General features: G+C 55.9%; 23 protein-coding genes. 14 read left to right on the top strand and 9 right to left on the bottom strand.

Translation table 11 applies throughout. The annotated features are described in order from the left end of the window. Positions 1–118: 118 nt before the first annotated feature. The gene (locus N2K86_RS18500) at positions 119–1,018 is read left to right on the top strand and encodes an AraC family transcriptional regulator (RefSeq protein ID WP_260659572.1); all 900 of its coding nucleotides are present in this window, start codon (positions 119–121) and stop codon (positions 1,016–1,018) included. Between the two features lie 49 nt (positions 1,019–1,067). On the opposite strand, the gene yghB is transcribed toward N2K86_RS18500, so the two are convergent. Beyond that, positions 1,068–1,727, bottom strand: coding sequence for a DedA family general envelope maintenance protein YghB (yghB, locus tag N2K86_RS18495; RefSeq protein WP_089599576.1), 660 nt, complete (start codon positions 1,725–1,727; stop codon positions 1,068–1,070). Between the two features lie 142 nt (positions 1,728–1,869). Beyond that, complete coding sequence (gene metC / locus N2K86_RS18490; protein ID WP_260659571.1) at positions 1,870–3,057, bottom strand: cystathionine beta-lyase; 1,188 nt, start codon at positions 3,055–3,057, stop codon at positions 1,870–1,872. A gap of 251 nt (positions 3,058–3,308) precedes the next feature. Here metC and exbB point away from each other — a divergent pair, with 251 nt between their 5' ends. Then, positions 3,309–4,040 carry a tol-pal system-associated acyl-CoA thioesterase gene (gene exbB / locus N2K86_RS18485; protein ID WP_260659570.1) on the top strand — a complete coding sequence of 244 codons (732 nt, stop codon included), beginning with the start codon at positions 3,309–3,311 and terminating at the stop codon, positions 4,038–4,040. Positions 4,041–4,044: 4 nt separating this feature from the next. Then, positions 4,045–4,470 carry a TonB system transport protein ExbD gene (gene exbD / locus N2K86_RS18480; protein WP_010435590.1) on the top strand — a complete coding sequence of 142 codons (426 nt, stop codon included), beginning with the start codon at positions 4,045–4,047 and terminating at the stop codon, positions 4,468–4,470. 37 nt (positions 4,471–4,507) lie between these two features. On the opposite strand, the gene N2K86_RS18475 is transcribed toward exbD, so the two are convergent. Next, the gene (locus N2K86_RS18475; protein WP_260659569.1) at positions 4,508–4,729 is read right to left on the bottom strand and encodes a hypothetical protein; all 222 of its coding nucleotides are present in this window, start codon (positions 4,727–4,729) and stop codon (positions 4,508–4,510) included. 15 nt (positions 4,730–4,744) lie between these two features. On the opposite strand from N2K86_RS18475, the gene N2K86_RS18470 reads away from it, so the two are divergent. Beyond that, positions 4,745–6,196 carry a methyl-accepting chemotaxis protein gene (locus N2K86_RS18470; protein WP_260659568.1) on the top strand — a complete coding sequence of 484 codons (1,452 nt, stop codon included), beginning with the start codon at positions 4,745–4,747 and terminating at the stop codon, positions 6,194–6,196. Here N2K86_RS18470 and N2K86_RS18465 read toward each other — a convergent pair. Beyond that, positions 6,193–6,660, bottom strand: coding sequence for a cytoplasmic protein (locus N2K86_RS18465; RefSeq protein ID WP_260659567.1), 468 nt, complete (start codon positions 6,658–6,660; stop codon positions 6,193–6,195). The two genes, N2K86_RS18470 and N2K86_RS18465, sit on opposite strands and share 4 nt — an antisense overlap. Next, positions 6,641–7,045, bottom strand: coding sequence for a hypothetical protein (locus N2K86_RS18460; RefSeq protein WP_260659566.1), 405 nt, complete (start codon positions 7,043–7,045; stop codon positions 6,641–6,643). Before N2K86_RS18460 ends, N2K86_RS18465 begins: the two co-directional genes overlap by 20 nt. Positions 7,046–7,149: 104 nt before the next feature. On the opposite strand from N2K86_RS18460, the gene N2K86_RS18455 reads away from it, so the two are divergent. After that, the gene (locus N2K86_RS18455) at positions 7,150–7,653 is read left to right on the top strand and encodes an ESA_00282 family adhesion-associated protein (RefSeq protein ID WP_260659565.1); all 504 of its coding nucleotides are present in this window, start codon (positions 7,150–7,152) and stop codon (positions 7,651–7,653) included. An 81-nt stretch (positions 7,654–7,734) separates the two neighbouring features. After that, on the top strand, positions 7,735–8,223 hold the full coding sequence (locus N2K86_RS18450) for a TIGR00645 family protein (protein WP_260659564.1): 489 nt from the start codon (positions 7,735–7,737) through the stop codon (positions 8,221–8,223). A 110-nt stretch (positions 8,224–8,333) separates the two neighbouring features. On the opposite strand, the gene N2K86_RS18445 is transcribed toward N2K86_RS18450, so the two are convergent. Continuing rightward, entirely contained in the window at positions 8,334–9,374 is a 1,041-nt protein-coding gene (locus N2K86_RS18445) for an aldo/keto reductase (RefSeq protein ID WP_260659563.1), read from the bottom strand. Between the two features lie 82 nt (positions 9,375–9,456). Between N2K86_RS18445 and yghX the strand changes: the two genes are divergently transcribed. Further along, the gene (yghX, locus tag N2K86_RS18440; RefSeq protein ID WP_260659562.1) at positions 9,457–10,344 is read left to right on the top strand and encodes a YghX family hydrolase; all 888 of its coding nucleotides are present in this window, start codon (positions 9,457–9,459) and stop codon (positions 10,342–10,344) included. A 114-nt stretch (positions 10,345–10,458) separates the two neighbouring features. After that, positions 10,459–12,006: a methyl-accepting chemotaxis protein gene (locus tag N2K86_RS18435; RefSeq protein ID WP_260659561.1), complete on the top strand. Its 1,548-nt coding sequence runs from the start codon at positions 10,459–10,461 to the stop codon at positions 12,004–12,006. A 37-nt stretch (positions 12,007–12,043) separates the two neighbouring features. Here N2K86_RS18435 and fucR read toward each other — a convergent pair whose 3' ends face one another. Then, positions 12,044–12,775: an L-fucose operon activator gene (gene fucR, locus N2K86_RS18430; protein WP_260659560.1), complete on the bottom strand. Its 732-nt coding sequence runs from the start codon at positions 12,773–12,775 to the stop codon at positions 12,044–12,046. A gap of 76 nt (positions 12,776–12,851) precedes the next feature. Beyond that, on the bottom strand, positions 12,852–13,718 hold the full coding sequence (gene yghU / locus N2K86_RS18425; protein ID WP_260659559.1) for a glutathione-dependent disulfide-bond oxidoreductase: 867 nt from the start codon (positions 13,716–13,718) through the stop codon (positions 12,852–12,854). Between the two features lie 245 nt (positions 13,719–13,963). Here yghU and N2K86_RS18420 point away from each other — a divergent pair, with 245 nt between their 5' ends. Genes N2K86_RS18420 through N2K86_RS18400 form a run of 5 tightly spaced genes read left to right on the top strand, consistent with a single transcriptional unit; the run spans position 13,964 to position 19,347 of the window. After that, a complete protein-coding gene (locus N2K86_RS18420) occupies positions 13,964–15,553 on the top strand; it encodes an ABC transporter substrate-binding protein (protein WP_260659558.1) in 1,590 nt (529 codons plus the stop codon). Positions 15,554–15,598: 45 nt separating this feature from the next. Then, positions 15,599–16,552 (top strand): ABC transporter permease, encoded by a 954-nt coding sequence (locus N2K86_RS18415; RefSeq protein ID WP_193805644.1) that lies wholly within the window; start codon positions 15,599–15,601, stop codon positions 16,550–16,552. Positions 16,553–16,557: 5 nt separating this feature from the next. Then, complete coding sequence (locus tag N2K86_RS18410) at positions 16,558–17,403, top strand: ABC transporter permease (RefSeq protein ID WP_260659557.1); 846 nt, start codon at positions 16,558–16,560, stop codon at positions 17,401–17,403. Continuing rightward, entirely contained in the window at positions 17,396–18,373 is a 978-nt protein-coding gene (locus N2K86_RS18405) for an ABC transporter ATP-binding protein (protein ID WP_260659556.1), read from the top strand. The genes N2K86_RS18410 and N2K86_RS18405 overlap by 8 nt, the downstream gene beginning before the upstream one ends. Further along, positions 18,370–19,347 (top strand): ABC transporter ATP-binding protein, encoded by a 978-nt coding sequence (locus N2K86_RS18400; RefSeq protein WP_260659555.1) that lies wholly within the window; start codon positions 18,370–18,372, stop codon positions 19,345–19,347. The genes N2K86_RS18405 and N2K86_RS18400 overlap by 4 nt, the downstream gene beginning before the upstream one ends. Before the next feature lie 99 nt (positions 19,348–19,446). Here N2K86_RS18400 and N2K86_RS18395 read toward each other — a convergent pair whose 3' ends face one another. Then, positions 19,447–19,995 carry a DsbA family protein gene (locus tag N2K86_RS18395; RefSeq protein WP_260659554.1) on the bottom strand — a complete coding sequence of 183 codons (549 nt, stop codon included), beginning with the start codon at positions 19,993–19,995 and terminating at the stop codon, positions 19,447–19,449. Between the two features lie 152 nt (positions 19,996–20,147). Here N2K86_RS18395 and gss point away from each other — a divergent pair, with 152 nt between their 5' ends. Next, positions 20,148–22,010 carry a bifunctional glutathionylspermidine amidase/synthase gene (gene gss / locus N2K86_RS18390; RefSeq protein ID WP_260659553.1) on the top strand — a complete coding sequence of 621 codons (1,863 nt, stop codon included), beginning with the start codon at positions 20,148–20,150 and terminating at the stop codon, positions 22,008–22,010. Positions 22,011–22,025 lie beyond the last annotated feature (15 nt).

Genomic DNA, 22,025 nt, shown 5'->3' with positions numbered 1-22,025 from the left:
GCTATCCTCTCAATGCACATTCCTGCCGATGTCTTGCCCATTTCTACAGAGCGCTGGAGAAACTTCGGAGAAATGTGCAGACTGAGAGGGTCGGAAACCGTACCCGGAGTAACGCAAAATGAACCGTGAAGCGATCTGCCAACAGCTCACTACGCAGATTAAAAGACTGATAGATAACGAAAAAGGTGTCAGTAACCTGCTTCCTGACATTCGCCTGCTCTACGGCACGCAGCCCGGGACGCGCACGCCGGTGATGTACCAGCCGGGCATCGTTTTTCTCTTTTCCGGCCATAAAATTGGCTATATCAACGACCGCGTGTTCCGCTACGACACCAATGAATACCTGCTCCTGACAGTACCTTTACCCTTCGAATGTGAAACCTTCGCGACAGAGGCGGTTCCGCTGGCCGGTATTCGCGTCAACGTCGATATTCTTCAGCTGCAGGAACTGCTGATGGAGATAGGTGAAGACGAGCTCTTCCAGCCTTCGATGGCGTCGAGCGGGATTAACTCAGCGACGCTGTCGGAAGAGATCCTCTGCGCCATTGAACGTCTGCTGGACGTGATGGAAAGGCCGCTGGATGCGCGTATTCTGGGCAAGCAGATTATCCGGGAAATTATTTACCATGTGCTGCTGGGGCCGGGAGGCGGTGCGTTACTCGCGCTGGTGAGCCGACAGACCCACTTTAGCCTGATAAGCCGCGTGCTCAAGCGTATCGAAAGCCAGTACACGGAAAACCTCAGCGTCGACCAGCTGGCGGCGGAAGCGAACATGAGCGTCTCGGCGTTTCATCATAACTTCAAATCGGTGACCAGCACCTCGCCGCTGCAGTACCTCAAAACCTACCGGCTGCATAAGGCGCGGATGCTGATGATCCACGACGGCATGAAGGCCAGCGCCGCGGCAATGCGCGTCGGCTATGAAAGCGCGTCGCAGTTCAGTCGGGAGTTTAAGCGCTATTTCGGCGTCACGCCGGGAGAAGATGCTTCGCGCATCCGAACGATGCAGGGCGCCTGAGGGGAAACGTAGGCCGGGTAAGGCGTAGCCGCCACCCGGCAATTTTTTATCACGCGCTGCAGTACTTCTTCTTAATCACCACCGCAATCGTCCCTACCAGCCCAGCCACCAGCAGGAACATCGGCAGCACCATCAGGAAGGTCATCACCTGGTCTTCATGCTGTTTCACAAACGGGATCATGTTCAGCGCGTAGCCGAGTGTGGTGACTACACCAACCCACAGCAGGGCGCTCAGCCAGTTGAAGAACTGGAAACGGCGGTTAGACAGGCCGGAAATGCCCGCCATGGTTGGCAGAAGCGTGCGAACAAATGCCAGGAAACGCCCGGCCAGCAGCGCCAGCAGGCCGTGCCGGTCAAACATGCAGGTCGCACGTTGATGATATTTATGCGGCAATTGCGCCAGCCAGCCTTTTACGACGCGCGTGTTCCCAAGCCAGCGGCCCTGCAAATAGCTCAGCCAGCAGCCCAGGCTGGCGGCGGACGTGAGGATCACCATCGTCGGCGTGAAGTCCATCACGCCCTTGCCGATTAACGCGCCTGCGAGCAGAAGCAGGCTGTCACCGGGGAGAAACGAAGCTGGCAGTAATCCATTTTCCAGAAACAGCGTCGCGAACATCACGAAGTAAACAATCCCCACGACGTGCGGATCCGCCAGCGCGGCAAAATCGTGTTGCCAGAGCGCCGCAATAATATCTTGAATAACAGCCATGGACTTTCCTGTGGAACAGCAGATATAACGCTATTGTACTCCCGAATTGGCCCGCTGGGGTTGATCGCGGACGCAACTCATGCAGACTTTTCTGCTTGCAGTGTTCACAAAAACGTCCAGGAGTACATTTTCAGCCTGCACTCTACACGATACGTTCAAACCCTGCTGACAAATCCGCAATCAAATCGTCCACATTTTCTAAACCGATATGCAATCGAATCAGAGTGCCGCTGAAATCCACTTCGCCACCGGGACGCAGGGCCGCAATCTGCTCCGGCTGGCTAGGCAGGATCAGGGATTCAAAGCCGCCCCAGGAGTAGGCCATGCTGAAGAGGGTAAAATTATCCAGATAGCTCGCCAGCTCGTCGTTGTTCAGCCGTTTTTTAAGCACGAAGGAGAACAACCCGCTGCTGCCCGTAAAGTCACGTTGCCAGAATTCATGGCCTTTACTGCCCGGTAACGCGGGATGATTCACGCGCTCCACCTGCGGATGCTGCGCCAGCCACTCGGCAACCCTCAGGCTGCTTTCATGGTGCTGACGCAGACGAACCCCCAGCGTGCGAATGCCCCGGCTGGTCATGTAGGCCGTGTCTGCGTCCACCATTTGCCCCATCAGATAGGCGTTTTCTCGCAGCTGATCCCAGCAGCGCGCGTTGGAAACCGCAGTGCCAATCATGCCGTCCGAGTGGCCAATCAGGTATTTTGTCGCCGCCTGAATCGAAATATCAATATCGAATTCCAGCGCCTTAAACAGCACGCCTGCCGCCCAGGTGTTGTCGATCATGATGATCGCATCCGGCGCTTTGCTGCGCACGGCCTTAACGATGGCAGGGACGTCATGCACTTCCATGGTGATTGAGCCGGGAGATTCCAGGAACACAATGCGCGTGTTTGGCTGAATAAGTTCGGCAATGCCTTCCCCGATAAGCGGGTCGAACCAGCCGGTGGTCACGCCGAGCTTGCTGAGGATTTTGGTACAGAAGTCCTGGCTGGGCTCGTAGGCGGTGTTGGTCATCAGGATGTGATCGCCCTGTTCCACAAACGCCAGAATGGTGTTGGCAACCGCCGCGGCCCCGCACGGGAACAGCGCGCAGCCAGCGCCGCCTTCCAGCTCGCACATGGCTTCCTGGAGAGAAAAATGGGTTAGCGTGCCGCGACGACCATAAAACAGCCCGCCTTTCGCGCGGTTACGCGTGGCGTTTTTTTTCTCCTCAACCGTATCAAACACCAGCGAGGAGGCGCGTTGAATCACGCTGTTTACCGATCCCTGGGTGTATTTCTTGCTGCGTCCTGCCTGCACCAGCGTGGTATCAAGATGCTTCTTTGTCATGTTCGCTAACCCTGTTTTTATACGTCTGGACGTCCAGACTACCACGATTGTAAAAATGTGCACCCGGATGCTTATCGAATAAGCAGAAAATATTATGAAAAATACGCATAAGAAATTTTTACTGCGTAAGCGCAAGGAATGTGAGCGAAAATTACGGCACTATGTAAATACTAATGAGAACTACTATCAATTCGACGACGTTTTGATATTATTACGCTCAGATTTTGTGATTTGCGTCCTGGAGATACAGAGTGGGTAATAATTTGATGCAGACGGATCTCTCCGTTTGGGGCATGTATCATCATGCTGACATCGTGGTTAAGATTGTGATGATCGGCCTGATTCTGGCGTCCGTTGTCACCTGGGCTATTTTCTTCAGCAAGAGCGCCGAGCTGCTGACGCAGAAGCGCCGCCTTAAGCGCGAACAGCAGCAGCTGGCCGAAGCCCGCTCTCTGGATCAGGCTTCTGATATGACCTCATCCTTCCACGCGAAAAGCCTGACCGGCCTTTTAGTCAATGAAGCACAGAACGAGCTGGAACTCTCTGCAGGCAGTGAAGATAACGAAGGCATTAAAGAACGTACCGGCTTCCGTCTGGAACGCCGCGTCGCTGCCGTCGGTCGTCATATGGGCCGCGGTAATGGTTATCTGGCGACAATCGGGGCGATTTCTCCGTTCGTCGGCCTGTTCGGTACCGTCTGGGGCATCATGAACAGCTTCATCGGCATCGCGCAGACTCAAACGACTAACCTGGCGGTGGTTGCACCAGGCATCGCAGAAGCGCTGCTGGCAACGGCCATTGGTCTGGTTGCGGCGATCCCTGCGGTCGTCATCTATAACATCTTCGCGCGTATGATCGGCAGCTACAAAGCCACGCTCGGTGACGTTGCTGCACAGGTTCTGCTGCTGCAAAGCCGTGACCTGGACCTCAACGCCAGCTCCGTTAAACCGGTGCATGCGGCGTCTAAACTGCGCGTAGGTTGATAGTATGGCAATGCGTCTAAACGAAAATCTGGACGATAACGGCGAAATGCATGAGATCAACGTGACGCCGTTTATCGACGTCATGCTGGTTCTGCTGATTATCTTCATGGTGGCAGCGCCGCTGGCGACGGTCGACGTGAAGGTGAATCTTCCGGCCTCGTCCAGCCAGCCGCAGCCGCGCCCGGAAAAGCCTATCTATCTGTCGGTGAAAGCGGATAAATCCATGTTCCTGGGTAACGACCCGGTAACGGATGCTTCAGTCATTCCGGCGCTGGATCAGCTTACCGGCGGTAAGAAAGACACCACCGTCTTCTTCCGTGCAGATAAGACCGTCGACTATGAAACCATGATGAGGGTGATGGACACGCTGCATCAGGCGGGGTACCTGAAGATTGGTCTGGTCGGCGAAGAAAAAGCGGCCGCGAAGTGATAAAAAAGCTGGCGAAAGCCAGCTTTTTTGTTTGTTGCTATGTTGAATTATTATTATTTTCTGCTGCATATCCCCATTCTTCATATTTATTTATTAATAAAGCCATAATTAATAATCTATTGATAGTTAAGTAAATATCAGTATTCGTCTGTGCCGTTAAAATATATTGTTTGCTGAAATGGCGTCGTGGAATATCCCCACTACGCTTAACAAAGATAATAAAAAACAGTCCTTCTTCGAAGGATCTTTTCACCTGCACAGCAAGAGACTCCTTATGGCTACGATGACATGGCTGTATCCGCACGCGCCTCAAAACGACCAGTTTGCGCTTTCTGCAATTCGACGACGCGCCGACAGGCTAATTCTGGTGCTTGTCTGGTCGCTGTGGGGGATCTCGCTGGGTGTCGGTTATTTGAACGAGAATGTTGTGCAGGGGGCCATTGTCGGCACCTCTCTGGCCTGTTTATCGACGCTGCTAACGCTGTTGTTTCCCGGCACGCTGCTGCTCCGCCTGAGCTCTGCTTTTGCACTAATGGCCTTTTCCGCGTTGCTCATTCATCTGGGCGAGGGGGAAACCGAATACCATTTCTCCGTTTTCGTCCTGCTTTCCGCGCTGCTTGCCTGGCGCGACTGGCGGCCCCTGGTGATGGGGGCGGCGGTCATCGCGTTACATCATCTGGTGTTTAACTATTTGCAGGAGAATGGCCTTTACGGCGTCGTGGTGTTCATGCACACCGGCTTTCATATGGTGGTTTTTCATGGCCTGTTTGTCGTGGTCCAGACCGCGATCCTGGTCCTGCTGGCGATACGAATGGAGCAGGACGCCCGCTCTGCGAGCGAGGTGGCAGGGCTCGCGGGCGTGATCAACCGCGAGCCAGGGTATCTCACGCTTGCCGTTGATGCGGTGCCTGCAGAGTCTCCTTTTGCCCGCACGTTTAGCCTGACGCTTGGCACTATGCGCGCCACGCTTGAGCAGGTCAGCGCCAATATTGGACAACTGCTGGAGGCGTCCCGCGCGTTAGGACAACGTAATAGCGCGCTGTCAGAACGCACCGATCATCAGGCCAGTTCGCTTGCAACGGCGGCCAGTGCGATGGAACAGTTAAGTGCTGTCGCTACCCTGACCAGTGAAAAAGCCAGCCAGGTCAGGAAAGTGGCTTTAAGCGCCAGTAACGTGGCGGAGCAGGGTGGGCATAACGTACGGCAGGCGATTGCGGCGATGGAGCATATTCGCGAGGAGTCGCAGCGTATTTACGCCATTCTGGAGCTGATCGACGGGATTGCGTTCCAGACAAATATTCTGTCGCTCAACGCCTCGGTGGAGGCGGCAAGAGCAGGCGAACATGGCAAAGGCTTCGCTGTGGTTGCCTCAGAAGTGCGTGTATTGGCCCAGCGCAGCGAGGGGGCGGCAAAAGATATCCGTCAGCTTCTGACCGCATCGCAGGCGACCACGCTGCAGGGCGTCGAACAGGTTGAGCACGCGGGTATGACAATGAAGTCGATCATTGAGAGTATCGAAGGGCTTCGCTCTCTGCTGGAAGAACTGTCGCAGATGAGCGAGCAGCAGCGGGCAAGCATTGCGCAGATGAACGACAGCATTGCCAGCATCGATGCCAGCGTGCAGGAAAATGTGCGTCACGTTGCGCAAACATTGCAGGTTGCCGATGCGCAGCGGCAGCAGACGGGTCAGTTAAAAGAGGCGATTGCCGTATTCAAATTTAACTAGCTTTGCGGTTCGGCGGGGGAGCGGGTGCCAGGCACCAGCGCGTCTTCATTGAGCGCGACGTGGGTGACGTTTGAGGTGTGATAATCCCCCTCAGACAGTTTACGGGTCAGGCGCAGCGTCGCGGTCTCTCTCGCCAGCAGATACTGATAATTGGCCTCCAGACGTCCCAGGAGCTTCTCTTTCAGCTCCGGGCGCTGCTCGATGATGGCATTCATCACGGCACCGTAGATCTCTTCTTTCACCTGTAGCGGGTATATTTCGCGGCGGTTCTGCCATTTCAGGCGCACGAGCGTGGCCGGGATCGATACCAGATCCTGGGTAATACGCGTCATCTCTTCATTTTTACTCTTTTTTAATGCCTCGAGATTTTGCTTTAAGATAAATTCATCGCTTTTTTTATCATCTAAAGTCAAATAGACATTATTATCATTAGCTGGTTTCACGTTAATCTTCCCCGAAGTCATAAAAAATTGGGGTGTTTTTTTCACGAGTAATTAAATTAAGCCAAATTTCATTACCCATTTCGTTTATTTCTTTGGTCTTTTCGGCCATTATTTGACTGAGCTTCTGGGCATCTATTTCACCTTCGGCTTGCAGGTCATTGAGCAGGTGCGCTAAGGCTTCAATTTTCACAGCGCGAAATAAACGATCTTTAATATGGCGGTCGTGCTCCTCCAACACCATATTACGGGATTTGCCCGTTCGGGAAACACCAATTAATATGTCAGACTCGAAATCGGAGAGCTTTCTTTTTCCCTGAGTAAAATTAGCCTCTTTTTCTTCTTTCGTCGGTTGCTGTTCCACAGGCGTAATGTGGTACTTAGCCGGGACGAGACTGTCGGGCAGCATTTTTTAATTTCCTTTAATTTCAACAGGGTGGGGTTGGTAAAGGCGTGAGATTCGTTGACAATAACATGAGGCAATTTTAAAATCAAAAAAAATGGAGCCTACCCATGAACAGCATTTTCTTTACGGTCATCACATTACTATTACTGACCGCTGGTGTGCTTTTATTGATGCAAGAGTTCAATAAAACGAAAGTGTCGAAAGACGGCAGTGAACCGCCGCAACCTGAGTTGATGACAAAAGAGGAAGGAGAAGATCATTTCTCAGTATTGATGAACTCGGTGACACCGGTTTGGTACTGGCGGGTGAACCATGAATATATCGACTTTTTGCACGCGACAATTAAGCGGATGAAAATGTCAGAAATTAATGACACACCGGGGTTGTTTGAAGCGCAGCGTCGCTGTAGCGACCTGAATTCCGCTGTCTATAAATATTATGACAATATCAAAAAGCGCTGTCTTAATGGCGAGAAAGTCTCGTATTCCGACTTAGACGTGCTCAACCTGCGTCAGTGTTTTCACGAGTTCAGTCTGGAAGCCTATCCGGAGTTGGTCGCGCTGGTCTGGCCGGAATACGCGCGTCCGGAGGTTAACCCGGAGGCGGTGTAAGCGTGCTGTTGGTTAGTTGTTGCAAACAGTAAGCACCGTTGAGATATACTGCCCGCTGGTTTCGTTTGCAGACAGGACTCTATGGAACGCTTTTTTGAAAACGCAATGTACGCCTCTCGCTGGCTACTGGCACCCGTCTATTTTGGCCTTTCCCTGGCACTGGTCGCGCTGTGCATAAAGTTCTTCCAGGAAATTTTTCACGTCTTGCCAGACATCTTCTCCATCGCCGAAGCGGACCTGATTCTGGTGCTGCTGTCGCTGGTGGACATGACGCTGGTGGGCGGATTGCTGGTGATGGTGATGTTCTCTGGCTATGAGAACTTCGTTTCCCAGCTTGATATCGCCGAGCACAAAGAGAAGCTTAACTGGCTGGGCAAAATGGATGCCTCGTCGCTGAAGAACAAAGTGGCCGCGTCGATTGTGGCGATCTCCTCTATTCATCTGTTACGCGTGTTTATGGACGCGAAGAACGTCCCGGATAACAAACTGATGTGGTATGTGATCATCCACCTGACGTTTGTGTTGTCTGCGTTTGTGATGGGGTATCTGGATAAGATCAGTAAGAAGTAGAGTACACCTTACCCCTCACCCAGCCCTCTCCCCAAAGGGAAGAGGGTGTTCAAGTTCCCTCTCCCCTCTGGGGAGAGGGTTAGGGTGAGGGGAGAAGGCATCATCCCGCACTATTTATCCGACGACGCCTGCCACAGATTCAACTCCCCATCAGCCACATGCTGGTCAATCCGCTTGAGTTCGTCCTCAGTAAAGCGCAGGTTTTCCAGCGCCTGAACGTTCTCCTCCAGCTGTTCCGGACGGCTCGCACCTATCAGCACCGAGGTCACGCGTTCATCTTTCAGCAGCCAGCTCAGCGCCATCTGCGCCATGGTTTGCCCACGTGCATGCGCCATTTCATTCAGCAGGCGCAGGCTGTTCAGGTTGGCTTCGGTCAGCATTTTCTCCGTCAGGCCGCGCACCTTTTTGCCTTCGCGCTGCATGCGTGAACCTTCAGGAATACCGTTCAGGTATTTTCCGGTCAGCAAACCCTGCGCCAGCGGGGTGAAGGCGATACAGCCCGTCCCGTTTGCTTCAAGTGCATCCAGCAAACCGGTCTTATCGACCCAGCGGTTAAGCAGGTTGTAAGACGGCTGGTGGATCAGCAGCGGGATTTTCCACTCGCGCAGCAGCTCGGCCATTTTCTGCGTGCGCTCGGTAGAGTAGGAGGAGATGCCAACATACAGCGCTTTGCCGCTCTGTACGGCGTGCGCCAGCGCTGAGGCCGTCTCTTCCATTGGCGTGTTTTCATCCACGCGGTGGGAATAGAAAATATCCACATACTCCACGCCCATACGCTTCAGGCTCTGGTCGAGACTGGCGAGCAGATATTTACGTGAACCGCCGGAACCATACGGCCCCGGCCACATGTCGTAGCCCGCCTTGGTGGAGATAATCAGCTCGTCGCGATACGCGGCAAAATCTTCGCGCAGGATGCGGCCAAAATTCTCCTCTGCACTGCCCGCCGGAGGCCCGTAGTTGTTGGCGAGATCGAAATGGGTGATGCCGAGGTCGAAAGCTTTACGCAGCAGCGCGCGCTGGGAATCGAGCGGCTGGACGTGACCGAAGCTATGCCACAGTCCCAGTGAAAGCGCGGGCAGACGCAGGCCACTTTTCCCGCAGTAACGGTACTGCATACTTTCATAGCGGCCGGAGTAGGGATGCCAGGACATGATGTCTCCTTTCTTGGTGATGAATTTTCGAAACAGCGTTTTCATTCTATGCTTATCAAATCACAAATTTTGGAGATAAGCGATGACGCGCCTGACAGCCAAAGACTTTCCCCAGGAATTGCTCGATTACTACGACTATTACGCCCACGGTAAGATCACCAAACGCGAGTTCCTTAACCTTGCGGCACGCTATGCCGTTGGCGGCGTAACGGCGCTGGCGCTGTTCAACATGCTCAAACCCAACTATGCGCTTGCAGAGCAGGTGAAATTTACCGACCCCGACATCCTCCCGGAATACATTACTTATCCGTCGCCCAATGGTCACGGAGAGGTGCGCGGGTACCTGGTAAAACCGAGCAAGGCCAGCGGGAAAGTGCCTGCTGTGGTGGTGGTACATGAAAACCGTGGTCTGAACCCCTATATCGAAGATGTGGCGCGGCGCGTGGCAAAGGCTGGATACATTGCGCTGGCCCCGGACGGCTTAAGCTCGGTGGGCGGCTACCCCGGTAATGATGACGAGGGAAAGGTACTGCAGCAGAAGGTCGATCCGACAAAGCTGATGAATGACTTCTTTGCCGCCGTCGAGTTTATGAAAAAGTACCCCGAGGCGACGGGAAAAGTGGGGATCACCGGATTTTGCTACGGAGGCGGCGTGTCGAATGCGGCAGCCGTCGCTTACCCGGAGCTGGATTGCGCCGTACCTTTTTACGGGCGGCAGCCTGCAGCTGCGGATGTTCCAAAGATAAAAGCGCCACTTCTGCTGCATTATGCCGAACTCGACAAAAATATTAACGAGGGCTGGCCTACCTATGAAGCAGCGCTTAAATTGAATAATAAGGTCTACGAGGCGTACATCTATCCTGGTGTAAACCACGGATTTCACAACGATTCTACCCCAAGGTATGACGAACCTGCCGCCGAGCTTGCCTGGCAGCGAACGTTAAGCTGGTTTGAAAAGTACCTGAATTAATTAAAAAAACGGCATCACGATCGATCATAAAAGGTTAGATTTTCCGCAGCATCTGCCGATAACGAGGGAGTACTCGCCTCTGGGCGAATTCACCCTCACGGCAAGGATAACTCTATGCAGATGCTTCGTAATTTCACTATCCGTTTCGTCATGCTGACGATACTGGGGATCTTTTGTTTAATGTGGGCGGGTGTGGGTCTGTACAGCACCTGGTCACTTTCTCGCGTTTCGGATGGCAACGAGGTTGACCGGCAACTGGTTAAACAGATGACGGTACTCAGCCAGGGTAACGATCAGTACTTCCGCTTTGTCACACGCCTGAGCCGCGCAATGGAAACCAAAGCCGCAGGCGGCACGCCGGATCTGGCCTCTGCTCAGCAGGCGCTGGATAACATGAGCAAAAAACTGGCCGAGATGAAGGCCATTTCACCCGGTCCGATGGATGAGCAGGTTTCCGCTCAGGTGATCGGCACCTGGCAGGCCCTGCTTGATCAGGGCGTTACCCCGCAGATGCAGCAGGCTAAACAGCAATCACTGGACGGTTATCGCCAGCAGGCCAATAACGTTACGCCGCCGCTGAGCCGCGCATTCGGGGCGGCGGCAGAGAACTTTAACAATGCCGCCGCGAAGGCACTCGACAGTACCCGCGTGGTGGTCGACAGCCTCACAAGCATGACCCGCACGGTGATTATCACCGCAACCATCATTGGCCTGCTGATCCTGCTCTTCACCGACCGTTACCTGGTCGCGATGCTGGTAAAACCGCTGGATCGTATTCGTCATCAGTTCCGCCAGATTGCGCAGGGCGATCTCAGTCAGCCGATTGAACCCTTTGGCCGTAACTGCGTGGGGCAACTGGTGCCGCTGCTGAGCGCCATGCAGGACAGCCTGCGCGAAGCGGTGAGCACCATCCGTTCTGGCAGCGAGAATATCTGGCGCGGGGCAACGGAGATCTCCAGCGGTAACAACGATCTCTCGTCACGCACCGAAGAGCAGGCCGCCGCGCTGGAAGAGACGGCGGCCAGCATGGAACAGCTCACGGCAACCGTAAAACTGAACGCGGAAAGCGCGCGTCAGGCCAGCGATCTGGCAGACGTGGCATCAACCACAGCCAGCCGTGGCGGCTCGCTGGTGGAAGATGTCGTCTCCACCATGAGCGGCATTTCAGACAGCTCGAAGAAAATTGCGGAAATCACTACCGTGATCAACAGCATTGCCTTCCAGACCAACATTCTGGCGCTCAACGCCGCAGTGGAAGCGGCGCGCGCAGGGGAGCAGGGACGTGGCTTTGCCGTAGTGGCAGGTGAGGTACGCAACCTGGCAAGCCGCAGTGCCAACGCGGCGAAAGAGATTGAAGGGCTGATCGCCGACTCTGTTTCACGCGTAGAGCAGGGCGCGCAGCTGGTGAACGATACCGGTACCACCATGGAAGCGATTCTGCGCGACGTGACGGAAGTGACCACCATCATGAAGCAAATTGCGTCTGCGTCAGAAGAGCAAAGTAAGGGCATTTCTCAGGTGGGCATCGCTATCACCCAGATGGATGGCGTCACCCAGCAGAACGCCTCGCTGGTGGAGCAGGTCTCCGCCGCCGCCTCTGCCCTTGAGCGTCAGACCGAAGAGCTGCAACGTTCAGTGCAAAAGTTCCGCCTCACCGCATAACCTTATCGGGTCGGGTCGCCTGTCGCGGCCTGACCCCTTACCGCATTGAAAGACTATCCCGCTGAATCACCTGCGTCACCTGTGACAGCTGACCTATCCTCACCTCACTTGACCGCTGGAATTTGCTTTTATCAATCAGCAGCAGCGACTGGCTTGCGCGGTTTAAGAGTCGTGCTTTAAAGTCCGCGTTGTGCTCCACCGGATCCCACAGCGTACCTTGCTCATCAACGCCTTCGCAGGAGAAAACAAACAGGTCTATCTCCAGCCCTTTTAGCTGAGTGGTGAGAGAGGAATTGACGTAGCACTGGTACTTGCGTTCAAGGGTACCCCCTGAGCAGATGAGCGTGATCCGCTCACGCTTTGCCATCTCATGACAGATTGGCAGGCTGTTGGTAAATACGGTGAGTTCAATATCCGGAAGCTGGCGCGCCAGGTGAAAACAGGTCGAGCTGGCGTCGAGGGCGATGGTCATCCCTTCACTGATCCAGTCCAGCGCGTGGCGGGCGATATCGGCTTTATCAGCGTAATGGCTTTTTAAGCGTGCGCCAAAAGGCTCGCCGCCGTCGCGGCTGTTGGGGTGGATGAGCCGCGCGCGGCCGTGCTGGCGCAGGATCTTGCCCTGCTGCTGAAGGATATTCAGATCGCGGCGGATCGTCTCCTTGCTGACCGAGAGTGTCTTTGCCAGTGCGTCGGTCGTTAGCCAGTCGCGTTGACTCAGCAGATCAACGATGCTCTGCTGGCGGGTCTGTTTGAGCGTCGGGCCTGACATACGAAGATCCTTCCGGTAGAAAACTGACTCAATTTTCTCAACGCCGAAGAAGGGCGGCGAACCGCCCGGTCATTCATCAGCCCTGACGTTTATCTTCCGTGTTGGTATCGAAATCGCTCGCCGCATGGCGTTCGTGGAGCTGCTCGTTCAGCTCGCCGCTGGTGCGGTTGACGATACGACCCCGCTTCACAGCAGGACGATTGGCCACATCTTTCGCCCAGCGCTGCACGTTAGTGTATTTCTCAGCATCCAGGAACTCGGCGGCGTTATACACGCTACCCAGCGCCACGCAGCCGAACCACGGCCAGACCGCCATGTCCGCGATGGTATATTCCTCACCCGCCACGTAGCGGCCGCGCGCCAGCTGTTTGTCCAGCACGTCGAACAGGCGTTTGGCTTCCATGGTGAAGCGGTCGATCGCATACTCAATCTTCACGGGGGCGTAATTATAGAAGTGACCAAACCCGCCACCGAGGAACGGCGCAGCCCCTTGTAACCAGAACAGCCAGTTCAGGGTTTCGGTGCGGCCTGCCGGGTCTTTTGGCAGGAAGTGACCAAATTTTTCCGCCAGATAGAGCAGAATGCTGCCGGATTCAAAAACGCGCGTTGGCGGGGTGGTGGAGTGGTCACGAAGCGCCGGAATTTTCGAGTTCGGGTTCACCTCAACGAAGCCGCTGGAGAACTGGTCGCCCTCGCCGATGCGAATCAACCACGCGTCGTACTCCGCGCCCGTCACGCCCAGCGCCAGCAGCTCTTCGAGCATGATCGTCACTTTCTGGCCGTTCGGTGTCCCCAGAGAGTAGAGCTGCAGCGGGTGCGAACCGACGGGCAAATCCTTCTCATGCGTTGCGCCGGAGATCGGACGGTTAATATTGGCGAACGCGCCGCCGTTGTTCTTATTCCATTCCCACACTTTGGGTGGCTGATACGTGTTGTCTGACATGTTGGCCTGCCTTTTGAGTGATGTGTTGAGGCAGTGTAGCAGGAGATTTGTGAAGCGTTTAACGTTGTGAGCGCAATCAATTAACCGCTATTCCTTCTGCTGCTTATATATATCAAATACGGCATAAGCTTAATCGAAAATCGCATTTTCATAATTAATGCGTAAACCGATAAAGCTGAATATGATGCTTCAACATAAATAAAAGATACAGTCATAAACACTTTATAAGGCAAGGAGTTAGTGAGATGCGCAAGCTTCTGTTATCGGCAGTGGTCGTTTCGCTCGCGTTAGGCCTGGCTGGCTGTGATGATGCGAAAAATAAAGAGACAAATACGGCCGCGGCGGCAAAAAGCGACGCGCCAAAAGAGGGCGGTTCGCTGATTATCGGTATTACTTCCGGCGACCCGTTAGCCGTGAATCCGCTCTATGCCAGCGACCGTACGACGTTAACGATCATGCAGGCGCTTTATGCTCCGCTGTACAGCTTTAATAACGGCAACATTGAATGGGGCCTGGCCGAAAGCCTGACGCCCTCCGCCGACAACCTGAGCTACACCCTGACGTTAAAACCCAACCTGAAATGGCAGGACGGAGAGCCGCTGACGGCGGACGACGTGGTCTTCACCTTCAATAAGCTGCTGGATGCCAAACAGCACAGCTTCTTCCGCAGCATGTTTACCTGGGGCGGTAAGCCTGTTGAGGTGAGCAAGGTCGACGACCGCACCGTTAAGTTCACCTTACCGCAGGTCAGCGCGGCCTTTACCGGCACGCTGGTACAGATCTACCCGATCCCGCAGCACGTGTTCGCCGGTGAAGGGGACCTGGAAAAGAGTAGCAAAAACGATGCGCCGGTCGGCTCTGGCCCGTTCAAATTCAAAGAGTACCGCGCCGGGCAGTACTACGCCCTGACCCGTTTTGATGATTACTGGAACGGCAAAGCGAAGCTTGATTCGGTCACCTACCGTTTCGCCAAAGACAGCAACGCCGCCAACCTTGCGCTGCAAAACGGTGAAATCAACCTCAAAATGGTGGACCCGCAGGACGTGAACCGCCTGAAAAATACCGGTAAGTTTGACTTCGTGGTCTATCCGGAAGGCCGTCTGGCCTATATGACGTTCAACCAGAACGTGCCGGTAATGAAGAGCAAAGAACTGCGTCAGGCCATTGCTTACGCCATTAACAAAGACGAGCTGACCCAGACCGCGTTTACCTCGCTGGACTACGCAAAACCGGCGACCTCGTTCCTGACGCCCGACACGCTTTACAAGACGGATGACGTTGAGCAGTACACATTCAATCTGCAAAAGGCCAAAGAGCTGCTTAAAGCGTCCGGCGCGCCGGATAACCTCAAGCTGCGCCTGGCGTATGTGAACACCAACAAAACCCAGGAGAGCATGGCGCTCTATATTCAGCAGGCGCTGAAGGGCATTGGGGTGAACGTGGAGCTGATGCCGCTGGACTCCAACGCCATGTCTCAGCGCAGCCTCGATATGAACAACACCGCGTGGGAGCTGAACCTGGGCGGCTACATCATGGGCTCCGAGCCGGACGGTTACAAATCGCTGTTCATGAGCAACGAAGCCTATAACTACGCGCACTACAAAAATCCGCAGTTTGATGCCCTGTGGGATAAAGGCGCAGTGGAAACCGACGCCGCGAAACGTGCCGATATCTACAAGCACATTCAGCAGACCGTGGCGAACGACATGACCTACTACCCGATTGCCTACACCAACGCGACCGTCGCGGTGGACAAGCGCTTCGGCGGTACCGAGGAAGCGGAGCCGAAACCGGTCTATCTGTTCCAGGATCTGTCAAAAATCTATCAGAAATAAGCGATTGCCCCGGCCATCAGGTCGGGGCTTTTGTAAGGGCATGTCGTGAACACACTCCTCACGCGTCGGCTGCTGCAGCTGCTGCCGATGCTGTTCTTTATTTCGCTGGTGGCGTTTTTGCTGGTCAAACTCGCGCCCGGCGATCCGGTGGCGGCGTACATTACGCCGCGTATGGCCCCGGAAGATATTGAACGTATTCGCCAGAGCCTGGGGCTGGATAAGCCGCTGGTCACGCAGTACGTCCTGTGGCTGAAAAACGTCCTGCAGGGCGATCTCGGCTATTCGCTGATTTATCACCGCCCGGTGCTGGAGATGATCGGCGAACGCATTCCGGCCACGCTGGGGCTGATGGGCGCGTCGCTGCTGATGGCGATCGTGCTGGCGATCCCCCTGGGCCTGCTGGCGGGGGCATTTAAGCACCGCTGGCTGGATCACCTGCTGAACCTGTTCGCCTATATCGGCATCTCGGTACCGATTTTCTGGTTCGGCATCTTGCTCATCACCGTTTTTGCCGTGCAGCTTAACTGGTTCCCCAGCATGGGGATGCGCACCATCGGCATGGAGGATAACGCGCTGGACGTGCTGCGTCACGGCGTGCTGCCGTGTATTGCGCTGACGTTCTACAACCTCTCCAGCTACGTGCGTTACATCCGCTCCAACACCATCTCGCAGCTCTCGGCCGACTACGTGCAGACTCAGCTTGCCTACGGCGCGACGCGTTCCAGTATTCTCTTCCGCCACGTGCTGAAAAACGTGCTGTTGCCGGTGATCACCCTGTTCGGCCTGTCGTTCGGTGAGCTGATTGTGGGGGCTTATGTGACGGAAAGCGTCTTCTCCTGGCCAGGGATGGGGCTGCTCGGGATCCAGTCGATTGCCTCGCTGGACTACCCGCTGATCATGGCGATCATCATGCTCTCGTCGATGATGCTGATCGTCGGTAACCTGATCGCCGATGTGCTTTATCGCTTCGCCGATCCCCGCATTCGTACGCTGAGGTAACCCGGATGAGCAGACGCTGGCAGCAGGTTCGTCACCAGCTGCGCCGCAACCGTCCGGCGCAGTTCTCCCTGTTTGTGCTTTTTATTTTCGTTGTCGCCGCGCTCTGTGCGGGCTTAAGTCCGTACGATCCGGACCGGATGGCGCTCGGCGCACGCACGCTGCCGCCGGATGCCGCACACTGGTTTGGCACCGACGAGTACGGACGCGACTACTTTACCCGCGCGCTGTACGGCGGCCAGATCTCCCTGATGGTCGGTTTTCTCGCCATGCTCTTTTCCACGCTTATCGGCACGCTGGTGGGAACGGTGAGCGGCTATTTTGGCGGCTGGCTGGATAACCTGATGATGCGCGCCGTGGATATCCTGATGGCCATTCCGGCCTTCTTCCTGCTGCTGGTGGTGAATGCTTACCTCAAGCCGGGCGTGGATAACATCATTCTGATTATCAGCCTGCTGACGTGGATGAACATGTCACGTCTGGTGCGTGCTGAAACCCTGTCGGTGAAAGAGCGCGAGTACGTGCTTTATGCCCGCGCGTCGGGGGAGCATCCGCTGCGTATTATCGTGCGCCACATTATTCCCGGCGTGCTGCCGACCATTATTGTGGCGGCCACGCTCAATATCGCCTCCGCCATTCTGATGGAGTCAACGCTCAGCTTCTTAGGGCTGGGCGTGCAGGCGCCTGCGGCGTCGTGGGGAAGCATGCTTAACAACGCGCAGTCCTATATTGGCGAAGCGTCGTGGCTGGCGATGTTCCCCGGCATTCTTATCCTGCTGACGGTGTTCAGCTTTAACGTGCTGGGCGATGTGTTCCGTACCGCCTTTGAGCCAGGAGCGAATCGCGATGAGTAGCTTATTAGCGCTTGAGAACCTGCAAACCACGTTCCGCACCCGCGAGGGCGAGGTTCACGCGGTGCGCGGCGTGAGCTTTCAGGTGCAGGCGGGAGAACTTGTCGGCATTGTTGGCGAGTCGGGCTGCGGGAAAAGCGTCACCTGTAAGTCGATCATTCAGCTTCTGGGGAGCAACGGACGGATAACCGGCGGCAGCATCCGCTTCCAGAATGAGGACCTGGCGCAGAAAACGCCCGCGCAGATGCGCGCCATTCGCGGCAACGAGATCGCGATGATTTTCCAGGATCCGATGACCGCCCTGAACCCGGTGCTGACCATCGGTAAGCAGATGGCGGAGATCCTGATGCGCAATAAAGGGCTGACCAAAAAAGCGGCCAAAGCGGCGGCGATCGCCATGCTGGAACAGGTGGGGATTGCCGAGGCGGAACGTCGGTACGACCAGTATCCGCACGAGTTTAGCGGTGGGATGCGCCAGCGGGTGATGATCGCCATTGCGCTCTCCTGCAACCCGAAGCTTCTTATTGCTGATGAACCGACTACCGCGCTGGACGTGACCATTCAGGCGCAGATCCTGCGCCTCCTGAAAAGTCTGCAACAGCAGACCCGGACCGCGATTTTGCTGATCACCCACGATCTCGGCGTGGTGGCGCAGGTCTGCAGCCGCGTGGTGGTGATGTACGGCGGGCTGGTGATGGAGGAGGGGTGCGTGGAGGACATTTTTTATCGTCCTGCGCACCCTTACACCCAGGGGCTGCTGGCCTCGCTGCCGCGCCCGGATGAGGTCAATCACCATTTATCGCCCATTGATGGTTCGCCGCCTGGCCTGCTTAACCCGCCGCCTGGCTGTCCGTTCGCGGAACGCTGTCCGAAACGCATGCCCCAGTGTGAACGGCAGCCCGCTTTTTACGCCATGGGAGAGGGCCATCGCGCCGCCTGCTGGCTGTGGGCCGATAAGGAGATTCAGGCATGAGTGAACTACAGGTGCCATTAGTGAGCGTGCGCGATCTGCGCAAGCACTATCCGCTTAACGGCGGTTTGCTGCGTAAAGGCGCGGCCGTGAAGGCGGTTGATGGCGTGAGCTTTGATATCCAGCCTGGCGAGACGTTTGGCCTGGTAGGGGAGTCCGGCTGCGGAAAATCCACCCTCGGGCGCGCCATACTGCGCCTTTTCGATATCACCTCGGGCGAGATCCACTTTGCCGGACAGTCAATCGCCCACGCCCGCGAAAGAGAGCTCAAGCCGCTGCGTAAACGGATGCAGGCGATTTTTCAGGATCCTTACTCCTCGCTCAACCCCGGCATGACCGTGCGGCAGCTGGTGGCCGAACCGATGCAGATCCACGGCTACAGCCGCGAAGAACAGCGGGAACGTACGGAAACCCTGCTCTACAAAGTGGGGCTGAAGCACGAACACCTTGAACGGTTCCCGCACGAGTTCAGCGGCGGGCAGCGTCAGCGCATCAGTATTGCCCGCGCGTTGTCCGTGCATCCTGAATTTGTGCTGTGCGATGAGCCGCTCTCGGCGCTGGACGTTTCGGTGCAGGCGCAGGTGGTGAATATTCTGCAGGATCTGCAGCAGGAGCTGGGGCTAACCTACCTGTTCATCGCCCACGATCTCTCCATGGTGCGCCATATCTCCAGCCGTATTGGGGTGATGTATCTCGGTAAACTGGTGGAGGTGGCCCCGGCGAATGAACTGTATCAGCGTCCGGCGCACCCTTACACCCGCGCGCTGCTGGCGGCGGTTCCTCAGTCCGATCCGCGCATCCGCACTCTCGAAGACGCCACCCTGCGCGGCGATATTCCTGGCCCCACGTCCGCGCTGCCGGGCTGTAAGTTTTGCAGCCGCTGCCCGCACGCCATGCCGGTTTGTCAGACGCAGGAGCCAGTGATGCAGGAGATCGCGCCAGGGCATTTCGCGGCATGCTGGTTGTTTAAGGATTGAGCTTTGGATCTGTCGGGTGGCGGCTTCGCCTTACCCGACCTACGAGGTTTTGTAGGCTGGGTAAGCGCAGCGCCACCCGGCATGACCGGCGGCACAACGCTATCCCAACACCCGCTTCGCCCAAACCTCTACGTCATCGCCGCTGCCTAAATCCGCCTGCACCAGGCCGTTAACCATAAACGTCGGCGAGAAGTGAATGCCGTTCTGGCGGGCGTATTTGCAGTGCCATTTGATCTCATTTTGCAGTTCCGGCCGGGCAAACGCACCTGCAACCTGCACCCCGCTGTAGCCCTCGATCCTGGCGATAATCTCGTCCGGCGTGGCCTGCATATTCGAACCGCTGCAGTGGTCGGTAAATTCAAATTCTTCGCGATGGTCGGCCACCGCCTGCATCACCTTACGGGCGGCGGCTTTGCCGTCCGGCAGCGTGGAGGCCGCCAGAATGCAGCGCACGATCATGCCGGAGAACAGATGCCACGGCTGGGATTGGAGGCGGATTTTGACCGTGACCTTGTCTTCCCCAACCTGTTCCAGAAACGCATTCAGCTTGTTAAACGCCTTCACCGAGAAGGGGCAGGTTGGTTCCAGAAACACTTCAAAGGTTCGCGGGCCGTGGCCCCATTCCAGCGCTTGCGCCTGTACGCTCATGTTGACTCCTGATGTTGTGAATTTTAGTCATTGTTGCGACGAATAATTTGCCACGCAGGTGTATGATAAATCCACCTCTGTCAGGTTAATTACAACGTGCAGACGACGACAACCCCTAAAAAATTGCCGCCTGCCTGTTTTAGGTTGGATACATGCGTAAAGGAACGTTAAGCAGTGATGCGCCATTCGGGACATTGTTAGGCTATGCGCCCGGTGGCGTGGCGATTTACTCTTCAAATTACGGCAGTCTGGACCCGCGCAACTACCCGCAAGATGCGGATTTTCGCAGCTACATCGGCAACGAATACATGGGCCACAAGTGGCAGTGCGTTGAGTTTGCCCGCCGTTTCCTGTTTCTCAACTATGGCTTCGTGTTTACCGACGTCGGTATGGCGTGGGAGATCTTCTCTCTGCGCTTTTTGCGTCAGGTGGTGAACGATAACATTCTGCCCCTTCAGGCTTTTGCCAATGGCTCAAAACGCGCGCCGCGCGCCGGGGCGCTGCTGATCTGGCAAAAGGGCGGCGAGTTTCACGAGACCGGCCACGTGGCGGTGATCACCCAGCTTCTGGACGATAAGGTACGTATCGCGGAGCAGAACGTGATTCACTCCCCGCTGCCGCTCGGGCAGCAGTGGACGCGAGAGCTGCGTCTGAGCGTGGAGAACGGGTGTTATACGATCCATGACACCTTCAACGACACGGAGATTCTCGGCTGGATGATCCAGACCGACGACACGGAACACAGCATTCCCCAGCCGGAAATCGACGGCGAACTGTTGAAAATCAGCGGCGCGCGGCTGAAAAACACGCGTCAGTTCGACGGAAAATGGCTCAACGAAAATGACGCGCTGCAGCAGGCGTATATCCGCGCCAACGGCCATGTGATCAACAAAGATCCCTGCCAGTACTTCACCATTACCGAAAGCGCCGAGCAGGAGCTGATCAAGGCCACCAACGAACTGCACCTGATGTACCTGCACGCGACGGACAAGGTGCTGAAAGACGACAGCCTGCTGGCGCTTTTCGACATCCCGAAAATCCTCTGGCCGCGCCTGCGCCTCTCCTGGCAGTGGCGTCGCCACCATATGATCACCGGTCGTATGGATTTCTGCATGGATGAGCGCGGCATAAAGGTCTACGAGTACAACGCCGACTCCGCCTCCTGCCATACCGAGGGCGGGCTGATTCTCGAAGAGTGGGTGAAAAACGGCTATCGCGGCAACGGGCATAACCCGGCGGAAGGGCTGCTGGAAGAGCTGACCGGCGCATGGAAGCACAGCCACGCCCGGCCGTTTGTCCACATCATGCAGGACAACGATGTCGAAGAGGACTATCACGCGCTCTTTATTCAGCGTTCGCTGATGCAGGCCGGGTTCGAGACCAAAATCCTGCACGGGCTGGAGGCGCTCAGCTGGGATGCCGCCGGGCAGCTGATTGACGATGAAGGCCGCCACGTCAACTGCGTGTGGAAAACCTGGGCGTGGGAAACGGCGATAGAGCAGATCCGCGAGGTCAGCGAAACCGAATACGCCGCGGTGCCGATCCGCACCGGACATCCCGAGGGCGAGGTGCGCCTGATTGACGTCCTGCTGCGCCCGGAGGTGCTGGTCTTCGAACCGCTGTGGACCGTGATTCCCGGCAACAAGGCGATTCTCCCGGTACTGTGGCAGCTGTTCCCGAACCACCGTTACCTGTTAGACACCGATTTTGAGGTTAACGATCTGCTGAAGCAGACCGGCTATGCCGTTAAGCCGATTGCCGGACGCTGTGGCAGTAATATCGATCTCATCAGCGCTCAGGACGAACTGCTGGATAAATCCAGCGGCAAGTTTGTCGACCGTAAAAACATCTACCAGCAGCTGTGGTGTCTGCCGAAGGTCGACGGCAAGTACATACAGGTCTGCACCTTCACCGTGGGCGGGAACTACGGCGGAACCTGTCTGCGCGGTGATGACTCGCTGGTGGTGAAGAAAGAGAGCGATATTGAGCCGCTGATCGTGGTTAAAGATAAGTAGTTCTTACCCGCAAAA

Source organism: Enterobacter mori (genome assembly GCF_025244905.1).
GTDB classification, from domain to species: Bacteria; Pseudomonadota; Gammaproteobacteria; order Enterobacterales; family Enterobacteriaceae; genus Enterobacter; species Enterobacter mori_A.
This window is presented reverse-complemented; position numbering and strand designations above follow the sequence as displayed.

Excerpts from the sequence above, each read along its gene's own strand:
- N2K86_RS18500 (WP_260659572.1), top strand. The coding sequence starts at position 119 with ATGAACCGTGAAGCGATCTGCCAACAGCTCACTACGCAGATTAAAAGA.
- yghB (WP_089599576.1), bottom strand. The coding sequence starts at position 1,727 with ATGGCTGTTATTCAAGATATTATTGCGGCGCTCTGGCAACACGATTTT.
- metC (WP_260659571.1), bottom strand. The coding sequence starts at position 3,057 with ATGACAAAGAAGCATCTTGATACCACGCTGGTGCAGGCAGGACGCAGC.
- exbD (WP_010435590.1), top strand. The coding sequence starts at position 4,045 with ATGGCAATGCGTCTAAACGAAAATCTGGACGATAACGGCGAAATGCAT.
- N2K86_RS18470 (WP_260659568.1), top strand. The coding sequence starts at position 4,745 with ATGGCTACGATGACATGGCTGTATCCGCACGCGCCTCAAAACGACCAG.
- N2K86_RS18465 (WP_260659567.1), bottom strand. The coding sequence starts at position 6,660 with ATGACTTCGGGGAAGATTAACGTGAAACCAGCTAATGATAATAATGTC.
- N2K86_RS18460 (WP_260659566.1), bottom strand. The coding sequence starts at position 7,045 with ATGCTGCCCGACAGTCTCGTCCCGGCTAAGTACCACATTACGCCTGTG.
- N2K86_RS18455 (WP_260659565.1), top strand. The coding sequence starts at position 7,150 with ATGAACAGCATTTTCTTTACGGTCATCACATTACTATTACTGACCGCT.
- N2K86_RS18450 (WP_260659564.1), top strand. The coding sequence starts at position 7,735 with ATGGAACGCTTTTTTGAAAACGCAATGTACGCCTCTCGCTGGCTACTG.
- N2K86_RS18445 (WP_260659563.1), bottom strand. The coding sequence starts at position 9,374 with ATGTCCTGGCATCCCTACTCCGGCCGCTATGAAAGTATGCAGTACCGT.
- yghX (WP_260659562.1), top strand. The coding sequence starts at position 9,457 with ATGACGCGCCTGACAGCCAAAGACTTTCCCCAGGAATTGCTCGATTAC.
- N2K86_RS18435 (WP_260659561.1), top strand. The coding sequence starts at position 10,459 with ATGCAGATGCTTCGTAATTTCACTATCCGTTTCGTCATGCTGACGATA.
- fucR (WP_260659560.1), bottom strand. The coding sequence starts at position 12,775 with ATGTCAGGCCCGACGCTCAAACAGACCCGCCAGCAGAGCATCGTTGAT.
- yghU (WP_260659559.1), bottom strand. The coding sequence starts at position 13,718 with ATGTCAGACAACACGTATCAGCCACCCAAAGTGTGGGAATGGAATAAG.
- N2K86_RS18420 (WP_260659558.1), top strand. The coding sequence starts at position 13,964 with ATGCGCAAGCTTCTGTTATCGGCAGTGGTCGTTTCGCTCGCGTTAGGC.
- N2K86_RS18410 (WP_260659557.1), top strand. The coding sequence starts at position 16,558 with ATGAGCAGACGCTGGCAGCAGGTTCGTCACCAGCTGCGCCGCAACCGT.
- N2K86_RS18405 (WP_260659556.1), top strand. The coding sequence starts at position 17,396 with ATGAGTAGCTTATTAGCGCTTGAGAACCTGCAAACCACGTTCCGCACC.
- N2K86_RS18400 (WP_260659555.1), top strand. The coding sequence starts at position 18,370 with ATGAGTGAACTACAGGTGCCATTAGTGAGCGTGCGCGATCTGCGCAAG.
- N2K86_RS18395 (WP_260659554.1), bottom strand. The coding sequence starts at position 19,995 with ATGAGCGTACAGGCGCAAGCGCTGGAATGGGGCCACGGCCCGCGAACC.
- gss (WP_260659553.1), top strand. The coding sequence starts at position 20,148 with ATGCGTAAAGGAACGTTAAGCAGTGATGCGCCATTCGGGACATTGTTA.